Raw genomic sequence first — 17,400 nt, 5'->3', positions numbered from 1 at the left:
TGGTCAGGCAATCAGGCAAGCGATCATCAATCTCAATCCGGGGATCAATCCAGGGGATCAATACCGGTCGTAGTGATGGTGGTAGCGGGGCGGCGGGCCGCCCCGCGGCGGCACGACGATGCAGGCGGAAAGCAGTGCGGCCGTGGTCGACAGCAGCACGACCAGGGAAAGGGCTCGTTTCATTTCTGGGCTCCTGGCGGGATCGCGTTGGACACGGCTTCAATGTAGCGACCGGCCCCCTCGCTGCGTGCTTGCACTTGTAAGGCTGTCTCACATGGGGCTTAATCGGGCGCGATCGGGCGCGCGCTGCCTGGCGATGCCTGCGCAGCCTTGTACGGCAAGGCGCCGCACGCCGGAGCGGCACCGCGGATGGGTGCGGCCAGCCCTCGGGTGGCGTAATGTGACGTTACATCGGAAATAAACCTAGCAAGCAAGCGCGTGCGTCGGGAGGCCGCCAGCGTGTCGGCCGGGCGGCCGGCGCACTGCCACTTCTGACGCCGAAACGGGTACGGCCGGCGCCGATGCCGAAGCCTTGCCTGCAGTCCTTGCCGGGACCGGGACGGTGCAGCATGCTTCAACATGGCTCGCGCTGCGTGCCGGGCTGGCTCGTCACGGTGCGCGCGGGATGCCAGTACGGCCGCTCCGGGGCATTGCGCCAATGGCATGAAGCTTGCGCGTGGCGGAGTGCCAGACGGAGTGCCAGACGGAACCCGGTCGGGCCAGGAAGTGGAATCTGCCACGTGTGCTTGAAGGAGGCGCCATGCCAATCATGCTCATCGTGCTTGCCTTGCAGTTTTTGCAGGGGCTGTCGCCACCCGCCGCTGCGCTGTTTGCGCTGCCGCAGGAGCTGGAGACGCCGGATGCCACGGCCACGGTCGAAACCGCGCTGACTCGCTGAACCTGCCGCCAATGGGCGGTGGCGCTCCGCATGGCTTCCATCCACGCCATAGCCATGGAGGCAGCATGAACCGCAGCGACGTCACCGATCTCATCATCGAAGCCAAGGTCAGGCGCGGCATTACCTGGGCGCAGGTTGCCGAGCGTGTCGGCCGCAGCAAGGAATGGACGACGGCCGCGTGCCTCGGCCAGATGACGTTCGACGAGGCCGGAGCGCGCGCGGTGGCGGAGATCTTCGGGCTGCCGCCCGAGGCCGAGGCCTGGCTGCGCGAGGTGCCGTACAAGGGCTCGCTGCCAACGGCGGTGCCGACCGATCCGTTGATCTATCGCTTCTACGAGCTGGTCAGCGTGTACGGCACCACCTTCAAGGCACTGATCCACGAGGAGTTCGGCGACGGCATCATGAGCGCGATCGATTTCCGCATGGACCTGCAGCGCGAACCCGACCCCAACGGGGATCGGGTGCGCATCGAGATGTCGGGCAAGTTCCTGCCCTACAAGACCTATTGAGGGCTTACGGGCTTGTCGTCGATTGTCGTCGACGGCCTGGCCGCCGGCGCCGGCGCGGCGTAGGCCGCGCCAAAGCTGGCCGGGTTCAGGCGCAGCGTCAGCACGCCCACCAGCGCGGCGCAGCCGAGGTGGTACCACCAGCCCGCGGCAAAGCCGCCGGTATGGGCTTGCAGCATCGCGGTCAGCCACGGCGCCAGTGCCGCCAGCAGGAAGCCGCCGCCCTGCATCAGCGCGCTCAGCGCGCCGGCGCTGTCCGGGTCGGGCAGGTGGTCCAGCGCCACCACCAGGTACAGCGCAAAGCAGCCGCCCAGCCCGGCGCCGCCGATCACGGCCCATGCGTACGGCGCTGCGTCGGGCCAGAGCGCGAGCCCGGCAAAGCCGGTCACCTGCATCGCCAGCGCCAGCAACATCCACGCGCGCCGGTCGACGCGCCGTGCCGCCAGCGCCGGCAGCAGCAGCGCCGCGCCGGCCTGCGCTACCGCCATCAGCGCCACCAGCGTGCCGCTGGCGGGTGCGCTCCAGCCGTGGCCCTGGTAGAACGGCGCCAGCCAGGCCACCAGCGAGGCATAGCCGCCATTCATCACGCCAAAGCATCCCATCAGCAACCACGTGCGCGGCCGGCGCAGCAGGGTTCGCGTAATGGCTGCGGACTGGCCCGCGGACTGGCTGCGCGCCGCCGCGTGGTCCGGCAGCCGGTCGTTGCGATGCGCGCGCGGCAGCGCCACCCAGGCCAGCGCGAGAGCGGCCAGCGCCGGCAGCGCCCACAGCGCCAGCGCCTCGCGCCAGCTGCCGGACAGCGCCGTCACGTAGGGAGAAAGTTGCGCGCCCAGCGCGCCGCCGCCCATCAGCGCGGCCGAGTACAGTCCCATCACCGGGGCCACGCGGCCGGGGAATTCCTGCTTGACCAGTCCCGGGCAGGCTGCCTGCACCACGGCCACGCCCAGCCCGCACAGCGCCGCCGAGGCGATCAGCCAGCCGGCGTCGGTCACGCCGAGGCGCAGCGCGCAGCCCGCGCCCAGCAGCGCCAGCGCGCCCAGCACCGCGTTGCGCGCGCCCAGGCGGGCGCGCAGCGCGGGGCCGAAGAACGCGCCCACGCCCATCAGCAGCATCGGCAGCAAGGTCAGCCAGGCCATGCCCTGGTACGTGAGCCCGGTGCCGGCGCGGATCGACGGCGCGAGCGGCCCCACCGCGGTCAGGAACGGCCGCAGGTTCAGGCCGATGCCTGCCACGGCGGCCAGCACCAGCCAGCGCGCCGGGGCCCTGCCGCCGCGCGCGCACGCCGCGGCGCCGGCTAGGTCGGGCGCCTGTGCCATGTCCGCCATGTCAACCGCGCGGAGCGTGCGGCGCGCGCGGGCCGTAGAGCTGGGCGGCGGACAGGTCTACCGGCAAGCGCGTCAGCGGCAGCGGGGGCGGATCCAGCGGCAGGCGCAGCGCCTGGTAGGCGGCCTCGCTGGACAAGCCGAAGGGCGCGGCATCGTTGTTGTCGAAGGCGTAGTAGACCGCCTGCACCCCGGCCATGGTCATCGCCGCCAGGCACATCGGGCAGGGATGGCCGCTGGCGTAGACCACGCTGCCGCGCAGGTCCGGACGGCCCAGCTTGCGCGCCGCGGCCCGCACCGCTTCCATTTCGGCGTGGGTGGTCGGGTCGTGGCTGTGCACGATGTCATTCACGCCGGTGGCAACGGCCTGGCCGTCGATGGCCAGCACGGCACCGAACGGACGACCGCCGCGTTTGCGATTGGCCGCGGCAAGGCGCACGGCCTCTCGCATGAATTCCTGGTGAGTGGTCATGGTTTGCGCAGGGATCCCGAAAAGTGAGTCCACGCTCGCAAGTCTTGCGGCATGGCAGGTGGCAGGCTGCACACTGTACGCGGGGGCTTGGTGATTGGGAAATTAAATGATGAAATCGCCGGCAGTGGAAAACCCAATGGAAAGCCGGCCATGCAGGACCCCCGACTCGATCCCGTGCTGTTGCAGAGTTTTGTCGCCGTGGCGGAAAGCGGCAGCTTTACCCGCGCAGCGCAGCGCGTGCACCTGACCCAGTCGACCGTCAGCCAGCAGGTGCGGCGGCTTGAAGACCAGCTCGGCTGCGTGCTGCTGGACCGCGGCGGGCGCTACGTGGTGACGACGCCGGAGGGGGAGCGGCTGCTGGGCTACGCGCGCCGCCTGCAGCAGCTGATGGCCGAGGCGGTCGGGCAGTTGCGCCAGAGCGCCGGCCAGGGCGAGATCCGCATCGGCGTGCCCGAGGATTTTGCCGCGCGGCCGCTGACGCCGGTGCTGGCCGGGTTTGCCGACGACTGGCCCGGGGTGCGCCTGGAAGTGACCAGCGGCATGAGCCACGAGCTGTGGCAGCGCTTCCAGGACCGCGAGCTAGACCTGGTGCTGGTCAAGCAGCGCGTGGCGCAGGCGCCGGGCATGGCGAGCTGGCCCGAGCCGCTGTGCTGGATCGACAGCCGCAGCCGCCCGGCGGTGGCGCGCGATCCGGTGCCGCTGGTGGCCTTTCCCGCCGGCGGGCTGTACCGCGGCGAGATGACGCACGCGCTCGACGCCGGCGGGCGGCGCTGGCGCATCGCCTTTGTCAGCGCGAGCCTGGCCAGCATACTGGCCGCCGTGGCGGACGGGCTCGGCATCACGCTGCTGCCGCGGCGGCTGGCCACGGCGCATCACGAGGTGCTGGATGGCGGCGGCTGGCCGGCGGCGGTGCCGGACGTCGAGCTGAGCCTGCACGCGCAGCCGGACCTGCCGGCCCCGGCGCGCGACATGGCCGCGCGCCTGGCCGCCCTGTGCGAGCGTGTCATGAGTTCCGGCGCGGCGGCGCCGGACGCCGGCTAGCGCAAGCGTCAGCCGAAGTATTCGTTGTAGTAGCGGGTGCAGGTGCCGGACGGCCGGAAGGTGTACGGCAGTTCGGCCAGCGCGGCGGCTTCGAGCGAGCCGAAGGGGATGTCGGGCGCGTTCAGGCTGGCGGCTTCAGTGGTGTCGGATTGATGGGCGGGATGCTGGGCGGGATGCTGGGCGTGGGCTTGCGAAGTCATTTTTGCGGTACGTCGAAGGCCGGACGGGCCGGCGATTGGCAACGCATCCATCCTAATGCGCCCGGGCCTCGCGATCAGCCCCCCCGCGTTGAACACACTGTTGCGCAATCGCGTCCAATCGCGGTGCCTTGTGAGACGTTGGCGGCGGATGAATGCAACTCGCCGGTTGCGCGGACGCCTTCCGCGGCAAGGTCTATATTGGCCGTGGGGCACCATCGTGCGGTGCTCCGGCCGGGAACCTGCCGGCCAGCCAACCGGGAGCGCGCAATGTCAGTCCCACCGTGCTTTGCCGATCGCCGCGAAGCCGGCCATTACCTTGGCCGCCGCCTGGCGGAGCTGGGCTTCGGCGCCGACAAGCTCGACCAGCCCGCACTGGTGCTGGCGCTGCCGCGCGGCGGCGTGCCGGTCGCCTTCGAGGTGGCGCGCGCGCTCGGTGCGCAGCTCGACGTGCTGCTGGTGCGCAAGATCGGCGCCACCGGCTACCCGGAGCTGGCGCTGGGCGCCGTGGTCGAGGGCGATGCCGCCGGCGGCGGGCCGCATACGGTGGTGAACGACGATCCCTGGGCGCGCCGAGCGGTGGAAAGCGGCAGCTTCGATGCCGAACGCGGGCGCCAGCTCGACGAGATCGCCAGGCGCCAGCAGCGCTATCGCGGCGGTGCGCCGGTGCCGGCGCGGGCCGGGCGTACCGTGATCGTGGTCGATGACGGCGTCGCCACCGGCGCGACCATGCGTGCCGCATTGGAAGGCGTGCGCATGGCGGGCGCCGCGCGGGTGATCGCGGCCACACCGGTCGGCGCGCAGGAAGGGCTGGCCAGCCTGGAGGCGGCCGCCGACGAGGTGATCTGCCTGAATACGCCGCCCAACTTCGGTGCGGTTGGCTCTTTCTACCTGGATTTCACGCAGACCAGCGACGACGAGGCGCTCGGGCTGCTGCGCCAGGCCACCCCCACGCGCGCGGGCTGACGCGCCGGCGCCAGCGTCAGTATCAGGCCCGGGCGGCCAGGCGCCGCTTCAGGTGCGGAACCAACCCCCCGGCGCCGAGGATTTCGCGCAGGAAGCCAGGGATCGGCTCGCACGCCACCGTGCTGCCGTCGTCCAGGCGCAGCAGCGCCGTCTCCAGGTCCAGTGCCACCCGGGCGCCGTCGGGCAGCCGGGCGGCCTCCGCGCACACCAGCACCGGCAGTCCCAGGTTGATCGCGTTGCGGTAGAACAGCCCGCCGAACGACTGCGCCACCACCGCGCCCACACCCAGCTCGCGCAGCGCCTGCGGCGCTTGCTCGCGCGAGGAGCCGATGCCAAAGTTGGCGCCCGCTACCAGCACATCGCCCGGCCGCACGCTGCCTGGAAACTCGGGGCGCAGCGAGGCCAGGCAGTGCCGCGCCAGCACGGGCAGCGGCGATTTCATCAGCACGGCGGGAGCCATGGCATCGGTGTCGACGTTGTCGCCGAAACGCCAGATGCGGCCGGCCGGCGTTGGGGCCGTGGTTTGGGCCGCGGTTTGGGCCAGTGTGGGGGCCAGTGTGGGGGCCGGTGTGGGGGCCGGTGTGGGGGCGGTAAGGGCAGTCATGCAAGAGGTCAGGCCCGCCTGCGCGGGGCACGTGGTCAGGCCGCGTCGCTATGTCTATGTCTTTATGGCAGCAAGGTGCGCGGGTCGGTAATGCGGCCGGTGACGGCGCTGGCGGCCACGGTCATCGGCGAGCCCAGCCACACCGCGCTGCCGGCATCGCCCATGCGGCCGGAAAAATTGCGCGCGGTCGAGGCAATGGCGCTGCTGCCGGCCGGGAAGCGTGCGGCGCCATAGCCCGCGCAGGCGCCGCAGGCGTTGGCCAGCAGGCTGGCGCCGGCCTCGGCCAGGATGGCGAGCGTGCCTTCGCGTTCGGCTTGCTGCTGGTCGCGGCGCGAGGCGGCGGCCACCTGCAGCTTGACACCCGGCGCGACCCTGCGTCCGCGCAACACGCGCGCGGCCATGCGCAGGTCTTCCAGCTTGGCGCCGGTGCAGGCGCCGAGGTAGGCGATCTGCACCGGCTCGCCGGCGGCCTGGTCGACCGGCGCGCTGTTGGCCGGCGAATGCGGCGCGGCCACCTGCGGCGCCAGCGCCGCGGCGTCGAAGCGGTGGTGCGCCAGCACGGGCGCCTGCGCGTCGGTGCGCCAGTGCGCCAGGTCGATCTGCGCCAGCACCTGCGCCGGCACGCCGGCCTGTGCCAGCCAGTCCAGCGTGACCGCATCGGGGGCGACCAGGCCGGTCTGCGCGCCCAGTTCGGCGCTCATGTTGGCCAGCGTCATGCGCTCCTGCATCGGCAGCGCGGCAACGGCGCTGCCGGTGTACTCGATCGCTTCGTAGCGTCCGCCGCCCAGGCCGAGCGTGGCGCACAGGAACAGGTTGATGTCCTTGGCGCAGACCCCGGCTGCGAGCACGCCGTCCCATTCCAGCCGGATCGTGTGCGGCACGCGCAGCCAGATCTCGCCGGTGGCCAGCACGCCGGCCATCTCGGTGGCGCCCACGCCGAACATATAGGCGCCGAACGCCCCGCCGGTCGGGCTGTGGCTGTCGCCGCCGACGATCAGGCGGCCCGGCAGGACGTGCCCGCGTTCGGGCAGCACCACGTGGCAGATGCCTTCGGCATCGATCAGCTCGGCGCCGGCCTGGCGCGTCCAGTCGCGGGTGAAGCGCAGGATCGATTCGGCCTGGGCATCGCCGCCCGGCACGAAGTGATCGGTCACCACGACATAGCGCGACGGGTCCCACACGCTTACGCCGAGCTCCTGCAGCAGCGGCGCAACCCGGCGCGGGCCGCTGGAGTCGTGCGACATCGCCAGGTCGACCCGGCAGATCGCCACCGTGCCGATCTCCGCATAGTCCAGTCCGGCGGCGCGGGCGACCAGCTTCTGGGCCAGCGTCGCCGGCCTGGCCGCCGCCTCCGCGCAAGGGGAGTCCGCAGGCACGCTCATTCCGGCGATGCTCCCGAATACTTGACCACCGATGCCCAGCGCTTGACGTCCTGCTTGACGAAGGCAGCAAATGCCTCGGGCGCCATGCCCACCGGCTGCGCACCGTCGTTTTCCAGGCGCTTGCGCACCGAGGGCGACTCCAGCCCCTTGCGCGCCGCCTGGTAGAGCGCCTGCGTGAGCTCCGCAGGCATGCCGGCCGGGCCGAACAGGCCGAACCACGCGCTTGACTCGAAACCCTTGACGGTTGCGCCGATCGGCGCCGCGCCCGGGAACTGGGGCATCGGCGCCGGGCTGGTCACGCCCAGCACCTTGAGCTTGCCCGCGCGCACGTGCGGCAGCACGTTGATCGTGCTGGCGAACATCAGGTCGCACTGTCCGGCCAGCACGTCGGTAAGCGCCGGCGCGGTGCCCTTGTACGGGATGTTGACGATATAGGTGCCGGTCATCATCTTGAACATGTCGCCGGCCATGTGCAGCGACGAGCCGACCGAACCGATGGCGAAGTTCAGCTTGCCCGGCTCGGCGCGCGCCAGCCGGATCAGCTCGGGCACGTTGTTGGCCGGCAGCTTCGGCGTGGCCACCAGCACGCTGGGCACGGTGGCGACCAGTGTGACCGGTGTGAAATCCTGCACGGGGTCGAAGGGCAGCTTCTTGTACAGCGTGGCATTGATTGTGTGGCTGGTGAAGCTCATCAGCAGCGTGCTGCCGTCCGGCGCGCTCTTGGCGACCAGATCGGCGGCGATATTGCCGCCCGCGCCGGGCCGGTTCTCGACCACCACGGACTGCTCCAGCAGCTGCGACATCTCCTGGGCGATGGTGCGCGCCAGCGTGTCGGTGGTGCCGCCGGCGGGGGCGCCCACCAGGATCCGGATCGGCTTGCCGCCAGCGACCTGGCCCTGCCCCTGGGCAGCGGCGCCAGGCGGCAGGATCAGCCCGCAGGCGGCCAGGGCGGCCAGGCCGGAAACGCGGCGCAGCGCGGTGCGGCGCGCGGACACAGGCGGAGACTGACGGGTCGGGCTGGACGAAACCAGGCGGAACACTGGCATGACGACTCCTCGCTAGATGTGATCGGGAGTGCGCAGTATCGCCCGACTCGGGTGCCCGCGCATCCTTTGGCTTGCGGCGCGCGGGCAGGCTCAGTCGCGCAGGCCGGGGCGGGTCTCGCTTTCCACCCAGACGTTGGCGCTGTCCACGCCGGCGGGTGACAGTTCCATGCGGTATTCGTAGCGGTCGGGACGGTACTGCCCCAGCAGCAGCTGCACCGGGCGCCCGCCCTGGTCCTTCACCACCCGGCGCACCGCCAGCAGCGCGCCGCCCACCGGCACGTCCAGCAGCGGCGCCACCACCACGTCTGCCAGGCGTGCCGACAGTACCTGGCTGGCACGGCCCAGCTTGACCCCGCCGGCCTCGAGCAGGCGCAGCACCGGGGTTTCCTCGAGCGCCTTGCGCGAGATCGGGCGGCCCAGGTCCGCGGGCAGGTAGACGGTGATATGCGACAGCGGCCGGTTGCGGTAGTGGCGCACGCGCACGATCTTGATCACCGGGTCGCCCGGCTGGAGCTGCAGCGACTCGGCCACGTCGGGCGTGGCGTGGACTTCGTCGATCGAGATCACCTTCACCGACGTTTTCTGGCCCATGTCGATGATGTTGTCGAGCAGGCTCGCGCCGCGTTCCTCGGTAGCCGACGCGGGACGCACGGGGTGCGGGTTGACGAAGGTGCCGAGCCCACGATGGCGCCGTACCAGGCCTTCCTGCACCAGCCGGTCGAACACGCGGCGCATGGTCACGCGCGAGGCGTGGAACTGCTTGGCCAGGTCGATCTCTCCCGGCAGGGGACCCTGGCCGAAGCGTCCTTCGACGATCTGCTGGCGCAGTACCACGTAAATCTGGTGATACAGGGGAACGACGGCTTCACTCATGGTTTCCCTTGTGGAGAGATGACAAGTCTGTAATGCCTCTAATGTACTTTAAATCAGACATAGAGCCTAGCACGGACAGCGGCTGAGGCGCTTCGGATACAACGTGTGCGCGCGCCGCTTCAGCATGACATCCGCATCGCGCCAAGCCAGCGGCCGATCACACGGCGGCGCTCGTGCGCGTGCCGGTGGCGCCCCGCCGGGGCCAGGCGAAGGGCTTCCTGAGGAACGCACCGATGACCGGAATCTGGCGGCGAAAAACGGACATCGCCGCAATGTGAGGCAGCCCACATGGGAGACGACGGCGGCACCTCGGGAATCGTGTTTCAGGGCCGATACGTGGCATGGCGCATCGGGCAACTCCCAAGGCGATCAGTAAGCCATTGAAATCTAATTAATTTTTTTGGAGGGGTGGCGAAGCCCCTGAGCCGCCTTGGGGGGCGCTGTCACACCGGTGTGACATGTCGTTTGGCGTGCACAGCAGGCGGGCCCCCATTGATGGCGCAAGCGGCTAGAAAGTTCCCCCGGCTGGCACCGGGCAGGCCTTGTATCACAAGGGTTTGCCGCCTCACGTGGCGAACCTGGCACCGATTATGCGCTAGGGGTGGTCGGTTTGGCAGTTGCCGGACCTGAACCTCCAGCCGTCGTTCCGGACGTGAGCGCCGGCCGGAGGCTGAGCCGCAGTGACACTGTGAATACTCCTGGGAGCTAGGAATGAAAAAGACCTTACTGGCGTCGGCAATTGCCATGGCATTTGCGGGGCAGGCATGGGCCAATCCGATCAACCTCAATGATGGTGTAAGCGGGGGGGGTGACAACAACCAAACGGCAACGGCAAGCTCGACCCAAAGCGGCGCCGGCGCATCGGCAAATGAGTTCTCGAAGGCCATCCAGAAGAACGACAACAGCACCGACAACAGTACTGACACGCGGACCACCACGGTCACGAAGACGAAGAGCAAGACCAATTCCGACAACCGCCTGAAGGCTTCGGCTGACGGCATCGGGACTGCGGCGGCTGTTGGCGGCGCCGCATCGTCCAGCATCGCCAGTTCGTTCAACAAGACCACGGCAATCGCGCTCAGCAAGCTGAATGGCACCGTGAGCGGCAACAACATCTATGGCATTGGCAACGTTGCCACGAACACCGGTAGTGCCAACGGCGGCACCGGCTACGGTGGCAAGGGCGGCACGGGCGGCGCCGGCGGCACTGGCCAAGGTGGTTCGGGCGGCGACGGCGCCGTCGGTGCAGTGGGCGGTAGCGCCACCGCAACCAATGGCAGCGCCACGGCTGGTTGGGCCAAGGCAGGCTCGGCCAAGGCAGGCGACGGCGGCGACGGCGGACGTGCCTCCAACTGGGGTGCCAATGGCGGCGACGGCTATGGCAAGGGCGGCAGCGCGCTTAGCGCGGCAGGCGCTGCGGGCGCCAGCGGTGGCGATGGCTTTGGCAAGGGTGGCGGTGCTCTGAGCGCTTCGCTCGGTGCAGGCGGCCGTGGCGGCAGCGCCGGTGCAATCGGCGGTGATGCCCTGGGGGCCAGCGGAGCCCTTGGCGGTCTGGCCGGTGCAGCCGGCGGCTCTGGCGGCTCGGGCGGCAGTGCTAACGGTGCGGGTACCGACACGGGCGGTGCAGGCGCTGCGGGTGGCACCGCAGCCGCGGCCGGGACCAACACGGCTGGCGCCGGCTCTGGCACGGGCGGCGGAGCGGGTGCTACCGGTGGCGCAGGCGGTTCCGGAAGCTCCGGCGCGACGGCGACCGGTGGTGCGGGCAGCGGCTCCGGCGGCGCCGGCGGCACGAACACCGCGGGCTCGTCGTCAACTGGCGGCGCTGGCTCGGGCACTGGCGGTGCCGGTGGCACGCAGACGGCTTCCGGCGGCGGCGGTGGCGCTGGTGGTGCGGCATCTGCAGGCAGCGCCAGCACCTCGGCCTCGAACGGCAGCGCTACCACGGGTAGCGGAGGCGCCGGCGGCTCAGGTGGCGCTGGCGGTGCAGGCACCGGCGGTACCGGTGGCGTTGGCGGTGTCGGCAACGGCGGCGCCGGTGGCGCTGGCGGCGCTGGCGGATACGTCGTCGTCACCACAGGCGACTTCAACATGTCCAACCTGATGACCAGCGTCGGTCAGTCCGCGGCGGGCATCATGATGGCGAGCCAGAACAGCGGCGCAGCCTCGCTGACGCAGATGAGCGTGAACGTGCAGGCCAACGTCAACGCTGGCCCCTGATACGCGCAGACTCGGCCCTGCCTGAGCTTCTTGCGAGGGCGGGCCGGCACTTCGCGATGCCATGTCGGCAGGACCGGCGCCCGCATCCTGTGTGCGGGCGCGCGGGTCCTGTCACGTCCACGCAAGCCTATATGCCTTAGTGCCGCCCGGGACAGGGTACGTGCACGAGGCCTGGGGAGGATGACACCATGCAATCGGTCCGCATTGCCGTCAGTGCGTTTGCGACGGTCCTACTTGCCTGTCCTGCACTTAAGGCAAGTGCAGAGCCGCCAGGGCTGGATGAGGCCATGGCAGCCGCACGCAGTGTTGCAAGCATCCCTCAGGAGACTGTTGCTCACACGCAACCTGCAGCTCCAGCCGATACCACATTGTTCGGCGCGGTGGCGAAAGCTGTACCTGTGACTAAACTAGACGATATCCGCGGTGGTTCGGAGGTCACTGTCAACGACATGCGCTTGCACGGCACCGTGGCTGACAACGCGGCAGTCAATGTGTTGTCCGGTGCGAACAATATTGCGGACGGCGCGTTCGCGAACGCCTCTGGAATTCCTACGGCAATCCAGAATTCCGGCTCCAACGTGCTGATCCAGAACGCCACGATCCTCAACGTCCAGTTCAAATAATGAAGCTGCTGCGCAACCTGTCGGCGTCTGTACCGTTCGTGCTGGCCACGGGGGCCATTCCGTGCGCCAATGCCGCGGATGTCTATCTCTACGGGCCGGTCGGCGAACCCTACAGCGTCAGGGTCACCAGTGTTCGCGAAGCGCGCTTCAAATCCACGATCCGCCAGCAATACGATTTCAGTTGCGGCTCTGCCGCGGTGGCCACGCTGCTGACCTACCAGTACGGCCATCCGATGAACGAGGCCACGGTGTTCCAGACCATGTACCTCAACGGTGACCAGGCAAAGATCCGCGCCGAGGGGTTCTCGCTGCTGGACATGAAACGTTTCCTGGCAGCGCTCGGCTACGAGGCGGACGGCTATGAGCTGCCGCTGTCCAAGCTCGAGGAAACGCAGATCCCGGCCATCGTGTTGATCGTGGAAAACGGCTACCACCATTTCGTGGTGGTCAAGGGTGTAAAAGGCAACCGCGTGCTGGTCGGTGATCCGGCCCGCGGAACACGTGCCATGTCACGCGAGCACTTCGAGAAAGTATGGGAAAGCCAGCTGTTGTTCGTGATCCACAACCGCACGGACAACGCGCGCTTCAACCTGGCCGCGGACTGGCGCCTGGCGCCCAGCGGCCCTTACTGGATGGGAGTCAACCGGGATAGCCTGTACTTCACCGTCATGCCCAAGCATGGCGTTGGCGATTTCTGAGGAATGCATCATGTTGCAGACTTCCCTCCCGACCCCAGCAGCGCCTCGCACCGCCACGTCGGCGGCCGCGATGCTGCTTGGTGCGGGCCTGGCCTGTGCCGGCGTGGCACATGCCAGTTCGCTACCCCAGCCCGACAGCCTCGACCCGTCGGCGCTGCCGTCGCAGGCCGCTTCTGCCAGCGACCGGGACCCTACACCCGTGGCTGCCGCGCGCGGCAGCATGGCCGGCTGGAAACCGGTCGCGCATGACAAGCTTGACGAGATGCGGGGCGGCTTCGAGATGTCGGGCCTGCAGGTTTCGTTCGGTATCGAACGCGCTGTGTACATCAACGGGGCCCTGGTCGTCGCAACCAGCATTAACATCCCGGACGTCGGACGCATCACCGCGGACCAGGCGGCGCGCCTGGCGACGACGCTGGGCCCCGCCATCATTGCTTCCACCAACGCTGCGGTCGATAGCGCGCTGGCGGGCGTCACGGCCGGCGCTCAGGGTGGCGCGAACGGATCCGCCGGTAGTGCGAGTGCCGGCGCCGCAGGGGCTTCCTCGGCCACGTCGGCTGCGGCCAACGGCGGCAGCGCCAGTGCCAGCGGCGCCGCGGGCGCGGCCGGCCTGCCCGCTGCCGTGGTGTCGACCGGCACGGGCCAGGTGGTGACCAACGGCTTGCTGAACGTGATCCAGAACGGCCCTGGCAACTCGGCCGCGGTGGCGGCGCTGGCCGGCACGCCCACCACGGTGATTCAGAACAGCATGGACAACCAGAGCATCCGGAGCCTGATGACAATCGACGCAAGCGTGAATACGCTGCAGGCCTTCCGGTCGCAATTGGCCAACGCGACGCTGCAGGATGCGTTGATGCGGGCCGCCAGCATGAGGTAATCGTAGCGAAGCAGCAGGCACTACAGGTTGCGGGCTCCTGACAACAGCCCGCCCGTCCCGGGGGAGGAAGACGTGATGAAGAAGCGGTCGATGCAGGGCATCCGGAATGCCGGATGCTCGACGTTGCTGTTGCTCGGCGGCCTGGCGCAGGCCCAGACGCCCGATGCGGGGGGACCCGCGGCAGGCCTGGAATCGCTGCAAAGGGAACTCGCCGAACAAGCCACCCAGCTCGACGCCATGAAGCGGGCGCTGGCCGAACAAGAGGCAGTCATTCGCGAGCTGCGCAGCGTCATCAGCAACGAGGTGCTGGCCACCAAGCGCGGCGGCCAGGGTGTCGGGGGTGGTGTGTCGCCCTCCAACAACGCCACCAATGCCGCCACCGCTGCGGCGGCGGCCAGCGCGGCGCAGAGCGCGCCCAACGCGGTCAACAACCCGCAGCAGATCACGCTGCAGCCGCCGCAGGATGTCGCGCAGGGCCCGCAGGCGGGCGAGTCCGCCAACCCCCAGACCGTGGCCGTGGAAGAACCCGTGGGCCGTCCGCCCGAGCGCGAGACCCGGCCGCCCGAGATCGCGCCGATCATCGACCAGCCCGGCGTGCTGACCGCACAGGGCAAGCTGGTGCTCGAGCCAGGCTTCCAGTACGGCTACTCCTCCAACAACCGCGTGGCGCTGGTCGGCTACACGGTGATCCCCGCGATCCTGATCGGCCTGCTCGACGTGCGCGAGGTCAAGACCTCGACCTACATCCCGTCGATCGCGCTGCGCTATGGCGTGACCAAGCGGCTGGAAGTCGAGGCCAAGGTGCCTTACGTGCATACGTCGGGCTCGACCGTGAGCCGTGAAGTCTTCACCGGCACCGCCGTCGACAACGTGTTCAATGCCAGTGGTAGCGGCATTGGCGACGTCGAGGCGACCGTGCGCTACCAGCTGAACTACGGCAACGAGAAAATCCCGTACTTCGTTGGCTGGCTGCGCTACAAGTCCGCCACCGGCAGGGACCCGTTCGAAGTGGTGACCGATTGCGTGACGCGTTGCATAGGCAATACCACCGGCACCGGCCTGCCGCTCAGCATGCCGACCGGCACCGGCTTCCAGGCAATCCAGCCGGGTATCACCTGGCTGCTGCCGACCGATCCGGCGGTGTTCTTCGGCACCTTCAGCTACCTGCACAACTTTGCGCGCGACAACGTCAGCCGCACCGTGCTCAACGGCCAGACGGAGAACCTGGGCAAGATCGCCCCGGGCGATATCTTCGAGTTCAGCTTTGGCATGGGCCTGTCGCTCAACGAGAAGGCGTCGTTCAGTATCGGCTATGACCAGGCCATCATCTGGCCGACCAAGCAGAACGGACAGACTGTGCCAGGCTCGGTGCGCATCACGCAAGGCACGTTGCTGGTGGGCTACTCGTACCGCTTCAACGACCGCTACACGCTGAACCTGTCGGTGGGTGCGGGCCTGACGCGTGACACGCCCGACCTGCAGGTCAACCTGCGCCTGCCGATCACTTTCTGAGGCGGCTTTCGCCGCGCTTTTCCAGGCGTTTCTGACTCACGTGACGTGTGCCTTGCAGCAGGCAGGGCATGCGTGCGCGTCACATGCGCGCGCGCACGCGCAGCGCTCCGGCACTTGCCTTGCGCTTGCCCCCCGAACGGCGTACAACGAAATAACCCCGCGCCGTCAGCGGTACTTTCTCACCCGGTCTACCCACACCATCGGCGCGGCCTGAACAAGGAGAGAGACATGCGCAAACGCATCTTCTGGTTGTTGCCCGACGTGGCGAGCGCCCGCCGCACCATGGACGACCTGCTGCTCGCCCGCGTCGAGAACCGCCGCATCCACTTCGTGGCGCGCGACGGCGAAGACATGACGGGCCTGCACGAGGCCAACCTGTTCCAGACATCCGATATCGTCCATGCCGCGGAAATGGGCCTGGTGGTCGGTGGCGGCGTGGGCGTGGTGGCCGGCGCGGTGGTGGCGATGTTCCCGATCGTCAGCGATACGCCGCAATGGGGCCTGGTCGGGGTGCTGGCGGTGCTCGGCGCGGTGTTCGGCGCATGGGCCGCGAGCATGATCGGCAGTTCCGCGCCCAACAGCCGCCTGCGCGCGTTCGAGAAGGACATCGAGGCGGGCAAGATCCTGCTGATGGTCGACGTGCCGCGCGGCCGCGTCGAGGAAATCGAAACGCTGCTGCAGAACGCGCACCCGGAAGCCCGTTTCGCCGGTCTCGATCCGGCCGTGCCGGCCTTCCCCTGATCCGTCCGCAGCAAGCCTTGCCGTCGCGACGGCAAGGCCATTCGCAGTCTCTCTCGTGCGCCCGCGCGGCGCACTTTGACGCGCATCTCTTAGCGCGTAGCTGGCCACGCCGGAACCGCCCTCCGGTTCCGGTGTGATGCCGCTGCAACACCCCACCACCTCCTGTTTGCCCTGACCTGGCGCATGCGGTAATTTTCGCAACGGCGCATGGCCGTTGCCGTGCGCAGCGCGCGTAAGCTCGCAACAGCGCGCATCAGAATAACGACATACCAGAGGGGGCAATCGATGAAGGCGAAATGGATCGCGTGCGGCATGCTGGCCGCCACGCTTGGATGGGCCGTGCAAACGGCGCAGGCGGAACCGGGCGTGACCCGCAACACCATCCGTATCGGCCAGTCGGCCGGCATCACCGGCCCCGTCGCCGGTTCGGTCAAGGAACAGATCGCCGGCGCGCAGGTGTACCTGCGCACGGTCAACGCCAGCGGCGGCGTGGCGGGCCGGCGCATCGAGCTGGTCACCTACGACGATGGCTTCGATGCCAAGCGCACGCCGGACAACGTGCGCAAGCTGCTCGACGAAGACAAGGTGTTCGCGCTGTTCATGGTGCGCGGCACGCCGCAGAACGAGAGCATCCTGCCGCTGGTCGCCGCGCACAAGGTGCCACTGGTGGCGCCGCTGACCGGCGCGATCACGCTGCACCGGCCGGTGAACCGCTACGTGTTCAATGTGCGCGCCAAGTACCAGGATGAAGTCGCGCGCGCGATCAACCACCTGGCCACCACCGGCATGAGCCGGATCGGCATTTTCCACACCACCGACGGCTTCGGCCAGGACGTGCTCGAAGGCTATACCACCGCGCTGCAGGCGCGCGGCGTGCAGCCGGCGGCGACCGTCAGTTTCGCGCGGCCGATGGGCGACATCAGCCAGGGCGTTGCCACCATGAACAAGGCTAACCCGCAGGCGGTGCTGGTGATCGGCTCGGGCTCGGAAGCCGCGCGCATCATCCGCGAGTTGCGCAGCGCCGGCAGCCAGGCGCAGTTCGTCACGCTGTCTAACAACGCTGCCGATTCCTTTATCCGCGAGCTGGGCGACGATGCGCGCGGCCTGATCATCACGCAGGTGGTGCCGGGCACCAACTCCAGCCAGATGACGCTTGCCAGCGAATACCGCAGCCAGGCCCGCCAGCAGGGCGTGGAGCCGTCCAACGCCGGCATGGAAGGCTTCATGTCGGCCAAGGTGCTGGTGGAAGGCCTGCGCCGCGCCGGGCCCGAGCCGACGCGCGAGCGCCTGGTCAGCGCGCTCGAAGGCCTGCGCGACTACGACCTCGGCGGCATCCTGATCAGCTACAGCCCCACGCGCCATACCGGCTCGTCCTTCGTCGAGATGTCGATCGTCTCGTCCACCGGCAAGCTGATCCGCTGAGCG

At 69.1% G+C, this 17,400-nt stretch carries 19 protein-coding genes; 11 read left to right on the top strand and 8 right to left on the bottom strand.

From position 1 onward, the window contains the following. Positions 1-57: 57 nt before the first annotated feature. Entirely contained in the window at positions 58-183 is a 126-nt protein-coding gene (locus ACAD63_RS32655; protein WP_255519748.1) for a hypothetical protein, read from the bottom strand. Between the two features lie 577 nt (positions 184-760). On the opposite strand from ACAD63_RS32655, the gene ACAD63_RS32650 reads away from it, so the two are divergent. Continuing rightward, entirely contained in the window at positions 761-898 is a 138-nt protein-coding gene (locus ACAD63_RS32650; RefSeq protein WP_165971554.1) for a hypothetical protein, read from the top strand. A 65-nt stretch (positions 899-963) separates the two neighbouring features. Then, entirely contained in the window at positions 964-1,407 is a 444-nt protein-coding gene (gene cynS / locus ACAD63_RS32645; RefSeq protein ID WP_133097142.1) for a cyanase, read from the top strand. Here the strand turns inward: cynS and ACAD63_RS32640 are convergent. Together ACAD63_RS32640 and ACAD63_RS32635 are read right to left on the bottom strand one after the other, a co-directional pair. After that, complete coding sequence (locus ACAD63_RS32640) at positions 1,401-2,720, bottom strand: cyanate transporter (RefSeq protein ID WP_255519749.1); 1,320 nt, start codon at positions 2,718-2,720, stop codon at positions 1,401-1,403. The two genes, cynS and ACAD63_RS32640, sit on opposite strands and share 7 nt — an antisense overlap. Positions 2,721-2,730: 10 nt before the next feature. After that, positions 2,731-3,198 (bottom strand): nucleoside deaminase, encoded by a 468-nt coding sequence (locus tag ACAD63_RS32635; RefSeq protein WP_135703380.1) that lies wholly within the window; start codon positions 3,196-3,198, stop codon positions 2,731-2,733. A gap of 150 nt (positions 3,199-3,348) precedes the next feature. Here ACAD63_RS32635 and ACAD63_RS32630 point away from each other — a divergent pair, with 150 nt between their 5' ends. After that, a complete protein-coding gene (locus ACAD63_RS32630; RefSeq protein ID WP_133097139.1) occupies positions 3,349-4,239 on the top strand; it encodes a LysR family transcriptional regulator in 891 nt (296 codons plus the stop codon). A gap of 8 nt (positions 4,240-4,247) precedes the next feature. Here the strand turns inward: ACAD63_RS32630 and ACAD63_RS32625 are convergent, their stop codons facing one another. Beyond that, entirely contained in the window at positions 4,248-4,439 is a 192-nt protein-coding gene (locus ACAD63_RS32625) for a hypothetical protein (RefSeq protein ID WP_135703381.1), read from the bottom strand. Positions 4,440-4,706: 267 nt separating this feature from the next. On the opposite strand from ACAD63_RS32625, the gene ACAD63_RS32620 reads away from it, so the two are divergent. Then, positions 4,707-5,402 carry a phosphoribosyltransferase gene (locus ACAD63_RS32620; protein WP_135703382.1) on the top strand — a complete coding sequence of 232 codons (696 nt, stop codon included), beginning with the start codon at positions 4,707-4,709 and terminating at the stop codon, positions 5,400-5,402. A gap of 22 nt (positions 5,403-5,424) precedes the next feature. On the opposite strand, the gene ACAD63_RS32615 is transcribed toward ACAD63_RS32620, so the two are convergent. The 4 genes from ACAD63_RS32615 to ACAD63_RS32600 all read right to left on the bottom strand — a co-directional run bounded on the left by ACAD63_RS32615 (position 5,425) and on the right by ACAD63_RS32600 (position 9,307). Continuing rightward, on the bottom strand, positions 5,425-6,006 hold the full coding sequence (locus ACAD63_RS32615) for a 3-isopropylmalate dehydratase (RefSeq protein ID WP_434034327.1): 582 nt from the start codon (positions 6,004-6,006) through the stop codon (positions 5,425-5,427). Positions 6,007-6,068: 62 nt separating this feature from the next. Further along, entirely contained in the window at positions 6,069-7,382 is a 1,314-nt protein-coding gene (locus tag ACAD63_RS32610; RefSeq protein WP_368671144.1) for an aconitase/3-isopropylmalate dehydratase large subunit family protein, read from the bottom strand. A gap of 2 nt (positions 7,383-7,384) precedes the next feature. Then, positions 7,385-8,434 carry a tripartite tricarboxylate transporter substrate binding protein gene (locus tag ACAD63_RS32605; RefSeq protein ID WP_133097134.1) on the bottom strand — a complete coding sequence of 350 codons (1,050 nt, stop codon included), beginning with the start codon at positions 8,432-8,434 and terminating at the stop codon, positions 7,385-7,387. Positions 8,435-8,524: 90 nt separating this feature from the next. After that, positions 8,525-9,307: a GntR family transcriptional regulator gene (locus tag ACAD63_RS32600; protein ID WP_133097133.1), complete on the bottom strand. Its 783-nt coding sequence runs from the start codon at positions 9,305-9,307 to the stop codon at positions 8,525-8,527. A 711-nt stretch (positions 9,308-10,018) separates the two neighbouring features. Here ACAD63_RS32600 and ACAD63_RS32595 point away from each other — a divergent pair. From ACAD63_RS32595 to ACAD63_RS32565, 7 genes are all read left to right on the top strand, one after another. After that, the gene (locus ACAD63_RS32595) at positions 10,019-11,524 is read left to right on the top strand and encodes a hypothetical protein (RefSeq protein ID WP_195428036.1); all 1,506 of its coding nucleotides are present in this window, start codon (positions 10,019-10,021) and stop codon (positions 11,522-11,524) included. A gap of 188 nt (positions 11,525-11,712) precedes the next feature. Beyond that, a complete protein-coding gene (locus ACAD63_RS32590; RefSeq protein ID WP_133097131.1) occupies positions 11,713-12,147 on the top strand; it encodes a hypothetical protein in 435 nt (144 codons plus the stop codon). Continuing rightward, positions 12,147-12,845 (top strand): C39 family peptidase, encoded by a 699-nt coding sequence (locus ACAD63_RS32585; protein ID WP_434034326.1) that lies wholly within the window; start codon positions 12,147-12,149, stop codon positions 12,843-12,845. Before ACAD63_RS32590 ends, ACAD63_RS32585 begins: the two co-directional genes overlap by 1 nt. A gap of 10 nt (positions 12,846-12,855) precedes the next feature. After that, positions 12,856-13,722 (top strand): flagellin, encoded by an 867-nt coding sequence (locus tag ACAD63_RS32580; RefSeq protein ID WP_135703389.1) that lies wholly within the window; start codon positions 12,856-12,858, stop codon positions 13,720-13,722. A gap of 75 nt (positions 13,723-13,797) precedes the next feature. Next, on the top strand, positions 13,798-15,234 hold the full coding sequence (locus tag ACAD63_RS32575; protein WP_133097128.1) for an acetate kinase: 1,437 nt from the start codon (positions 13,798-13,800) through the stop codon (positions 15,232-15,234). Positions 15,235-15,462: 228 nt separating this feature from the next. Next, positions 15,463-15,975: a DUF1269 domain-containing protein gene (locus ACAD63_RS32570; protein WP_133097127.1), complete on the top strand. Its 513-nt coding sequence runs from the start codon at positions 15,463-15,465 to the stop codon at positions 15,973-15,975. A 285-nt stretch (positions 15,976-16,260) separates the two neighbouring features. Then, positions 16,261-17,397 (top strand): ABC transporter substrate-binding protein, encoded by a 1,137-nt coding sequence (locus ACAD63_RS32565; RefSeq protein WP_133097126.1) that lies wholly within the window; start codon positions 16,261-16,263, stop codon positions 17,395-17,397. Positions 17,398-17,400 lie beyond the last annotated feature (3 nt).

This window comes from Cupriavidus sp. a3 (genome assembly GCF_051015765.1).
Classification (GTDB): domain Bacteria; phylum Pseudomonadota; class Gammaproteobacteria; order Burkholderiales; family Burkholderiaceae; genus Cupriavidus; species Cupriavidus oxalaticus_A.
Note: the sequence above shows the minus strand (reverse complement) of the source record. Positions and strands in the feature narration are given on the sequence as shown.

Bases quoted from the DNA above. Each gene is read 5' to 3' on its own strand.
- ACAD63_RS32655 (WP_255519748.1), bottom strand. From the start codon at position 183: ATGAAACGAGCCCTTTCCCTGGTCGTGCTGCTGTCGACCACGGCCGCA.
- ACAD63_RS32650 (WP_165971554.1), top strand. From the start codon at position 761: ATGCCAATCATGCTCATCGTGCTTGCCTTGCAGTTTTTGCAGGGGCTG.
- cynS (WP_133097142.1), top strand. From the start codon at position 964: ATGAACCGCAGCGACGTCACCGATCTCATCATCGAAGCCAAGGTCAGG.
- ACAD63_RS32640 (WP_255519749.1), bottom strand. From the start codon at position 2,720: ATGGCACAGGCGCCCGACCTAGCCGGCGCCGCGGCGTGCGCGCGCGGC.
- ACAD63_RS32635 (WP_135703380.1), bottom strand. From the start codon at position 3,198: ATGACCACTCACCAGGAATTCATGCGAGAGGCCGTGCGCCTTGCCGCG.
- ACAD63_RS32630 (WP_133097139.1), top strand. From the start codon at position 3,349: ATGCAGGACCCCCGACTCGATCCCGTGCTGTTGCAGAGTTTTGTCGCC.
- ACAD63_RS32625 (WP_135703381.1), bottom strand. From the start codon at position 4,439: ATGACTTCGCAAGCCCACGCCCAGCATCCCGCCCAGCATCCCGCCCAT.
- ACAD63_RS32620 (WP_135703382.1), top strand. From the start codon at position 4,707: ATGTCAGTCCCACCGTGCTTTGCCGATCGCCGCGAAGCCGGCCATTAC.
- ACAD63_RS32615 (WP_434034327.1), bottom strand. From the start codon at position 6,006: ATGACTGCCCTTACCGCCCCCACACCGGCCCCCACACCGGCCCCCACA.
- ACAD63_RS32605 (WP_133097134.1), bottom strand. From the start codon at position 8,434: ATGCCAGTGTTCCGCCTGGTTTCGTCCAGCCCGACCCGTCAGTCTCCG.
- ACAD63_RS32600 (WP_133097133.1), bottom strand. From the start codon at position 9,307: ATGAGTGAAGCCGTCGTTCCCCTGTATCACCAGATTTACGTGGTACTG.
- ACAD63_RS32595 (WP_195428036.1), top strand. From the start codon at position 10,019: ATGAAAAAGACCTTACTGGCGTCGGCAATTGCCATGGCATTTGCGGGG.
- ACAD63_RS32590 (WP_133097131.1), top strand. From the start codon at position 11,713: ATGCAATCGGTCCGCATTGCCGTCAGTGCGTTTGCGACGGTCCTACTT.
- ACAD63_RS32585 (WP_434034326.1), top strand. From the start codon at position 12,147: ATGAAGCTGCTGCGCAACCTGTCGGCGTCTGTACCGTTCGTGCTGGCC.
- ACAD63_RS32580 (WP_135703389.1), top strand. From the start codon at position 12,856: ATGTTGCAGACTTCCCTCCCGACCCCAGCAGCGCCTCGCACCGCCACG.
- ACAD63_RS32575 (WP_133097128.1), top strand. From the start codon at position 13,798: ATGAAGAAGCGGTCGATGCAGGGCATCCGGAATGCCGGATGCTCGACG.
- ACAD63_RS32570 (WP_133097127.1), top strand. From the start codon at position 15,463: ATGCGCAAACGCATCTTCTGGTTGTTGCCCGACGTGGCGAGCGCCCGC.
- ACAD63_RS32565 (WP_133097126.1), top strand. From the start codon at position 16,261: ATGAAGGCGAAATGGATCGCGTGCGGCATGCTGGCCGCCACGCTTGGA.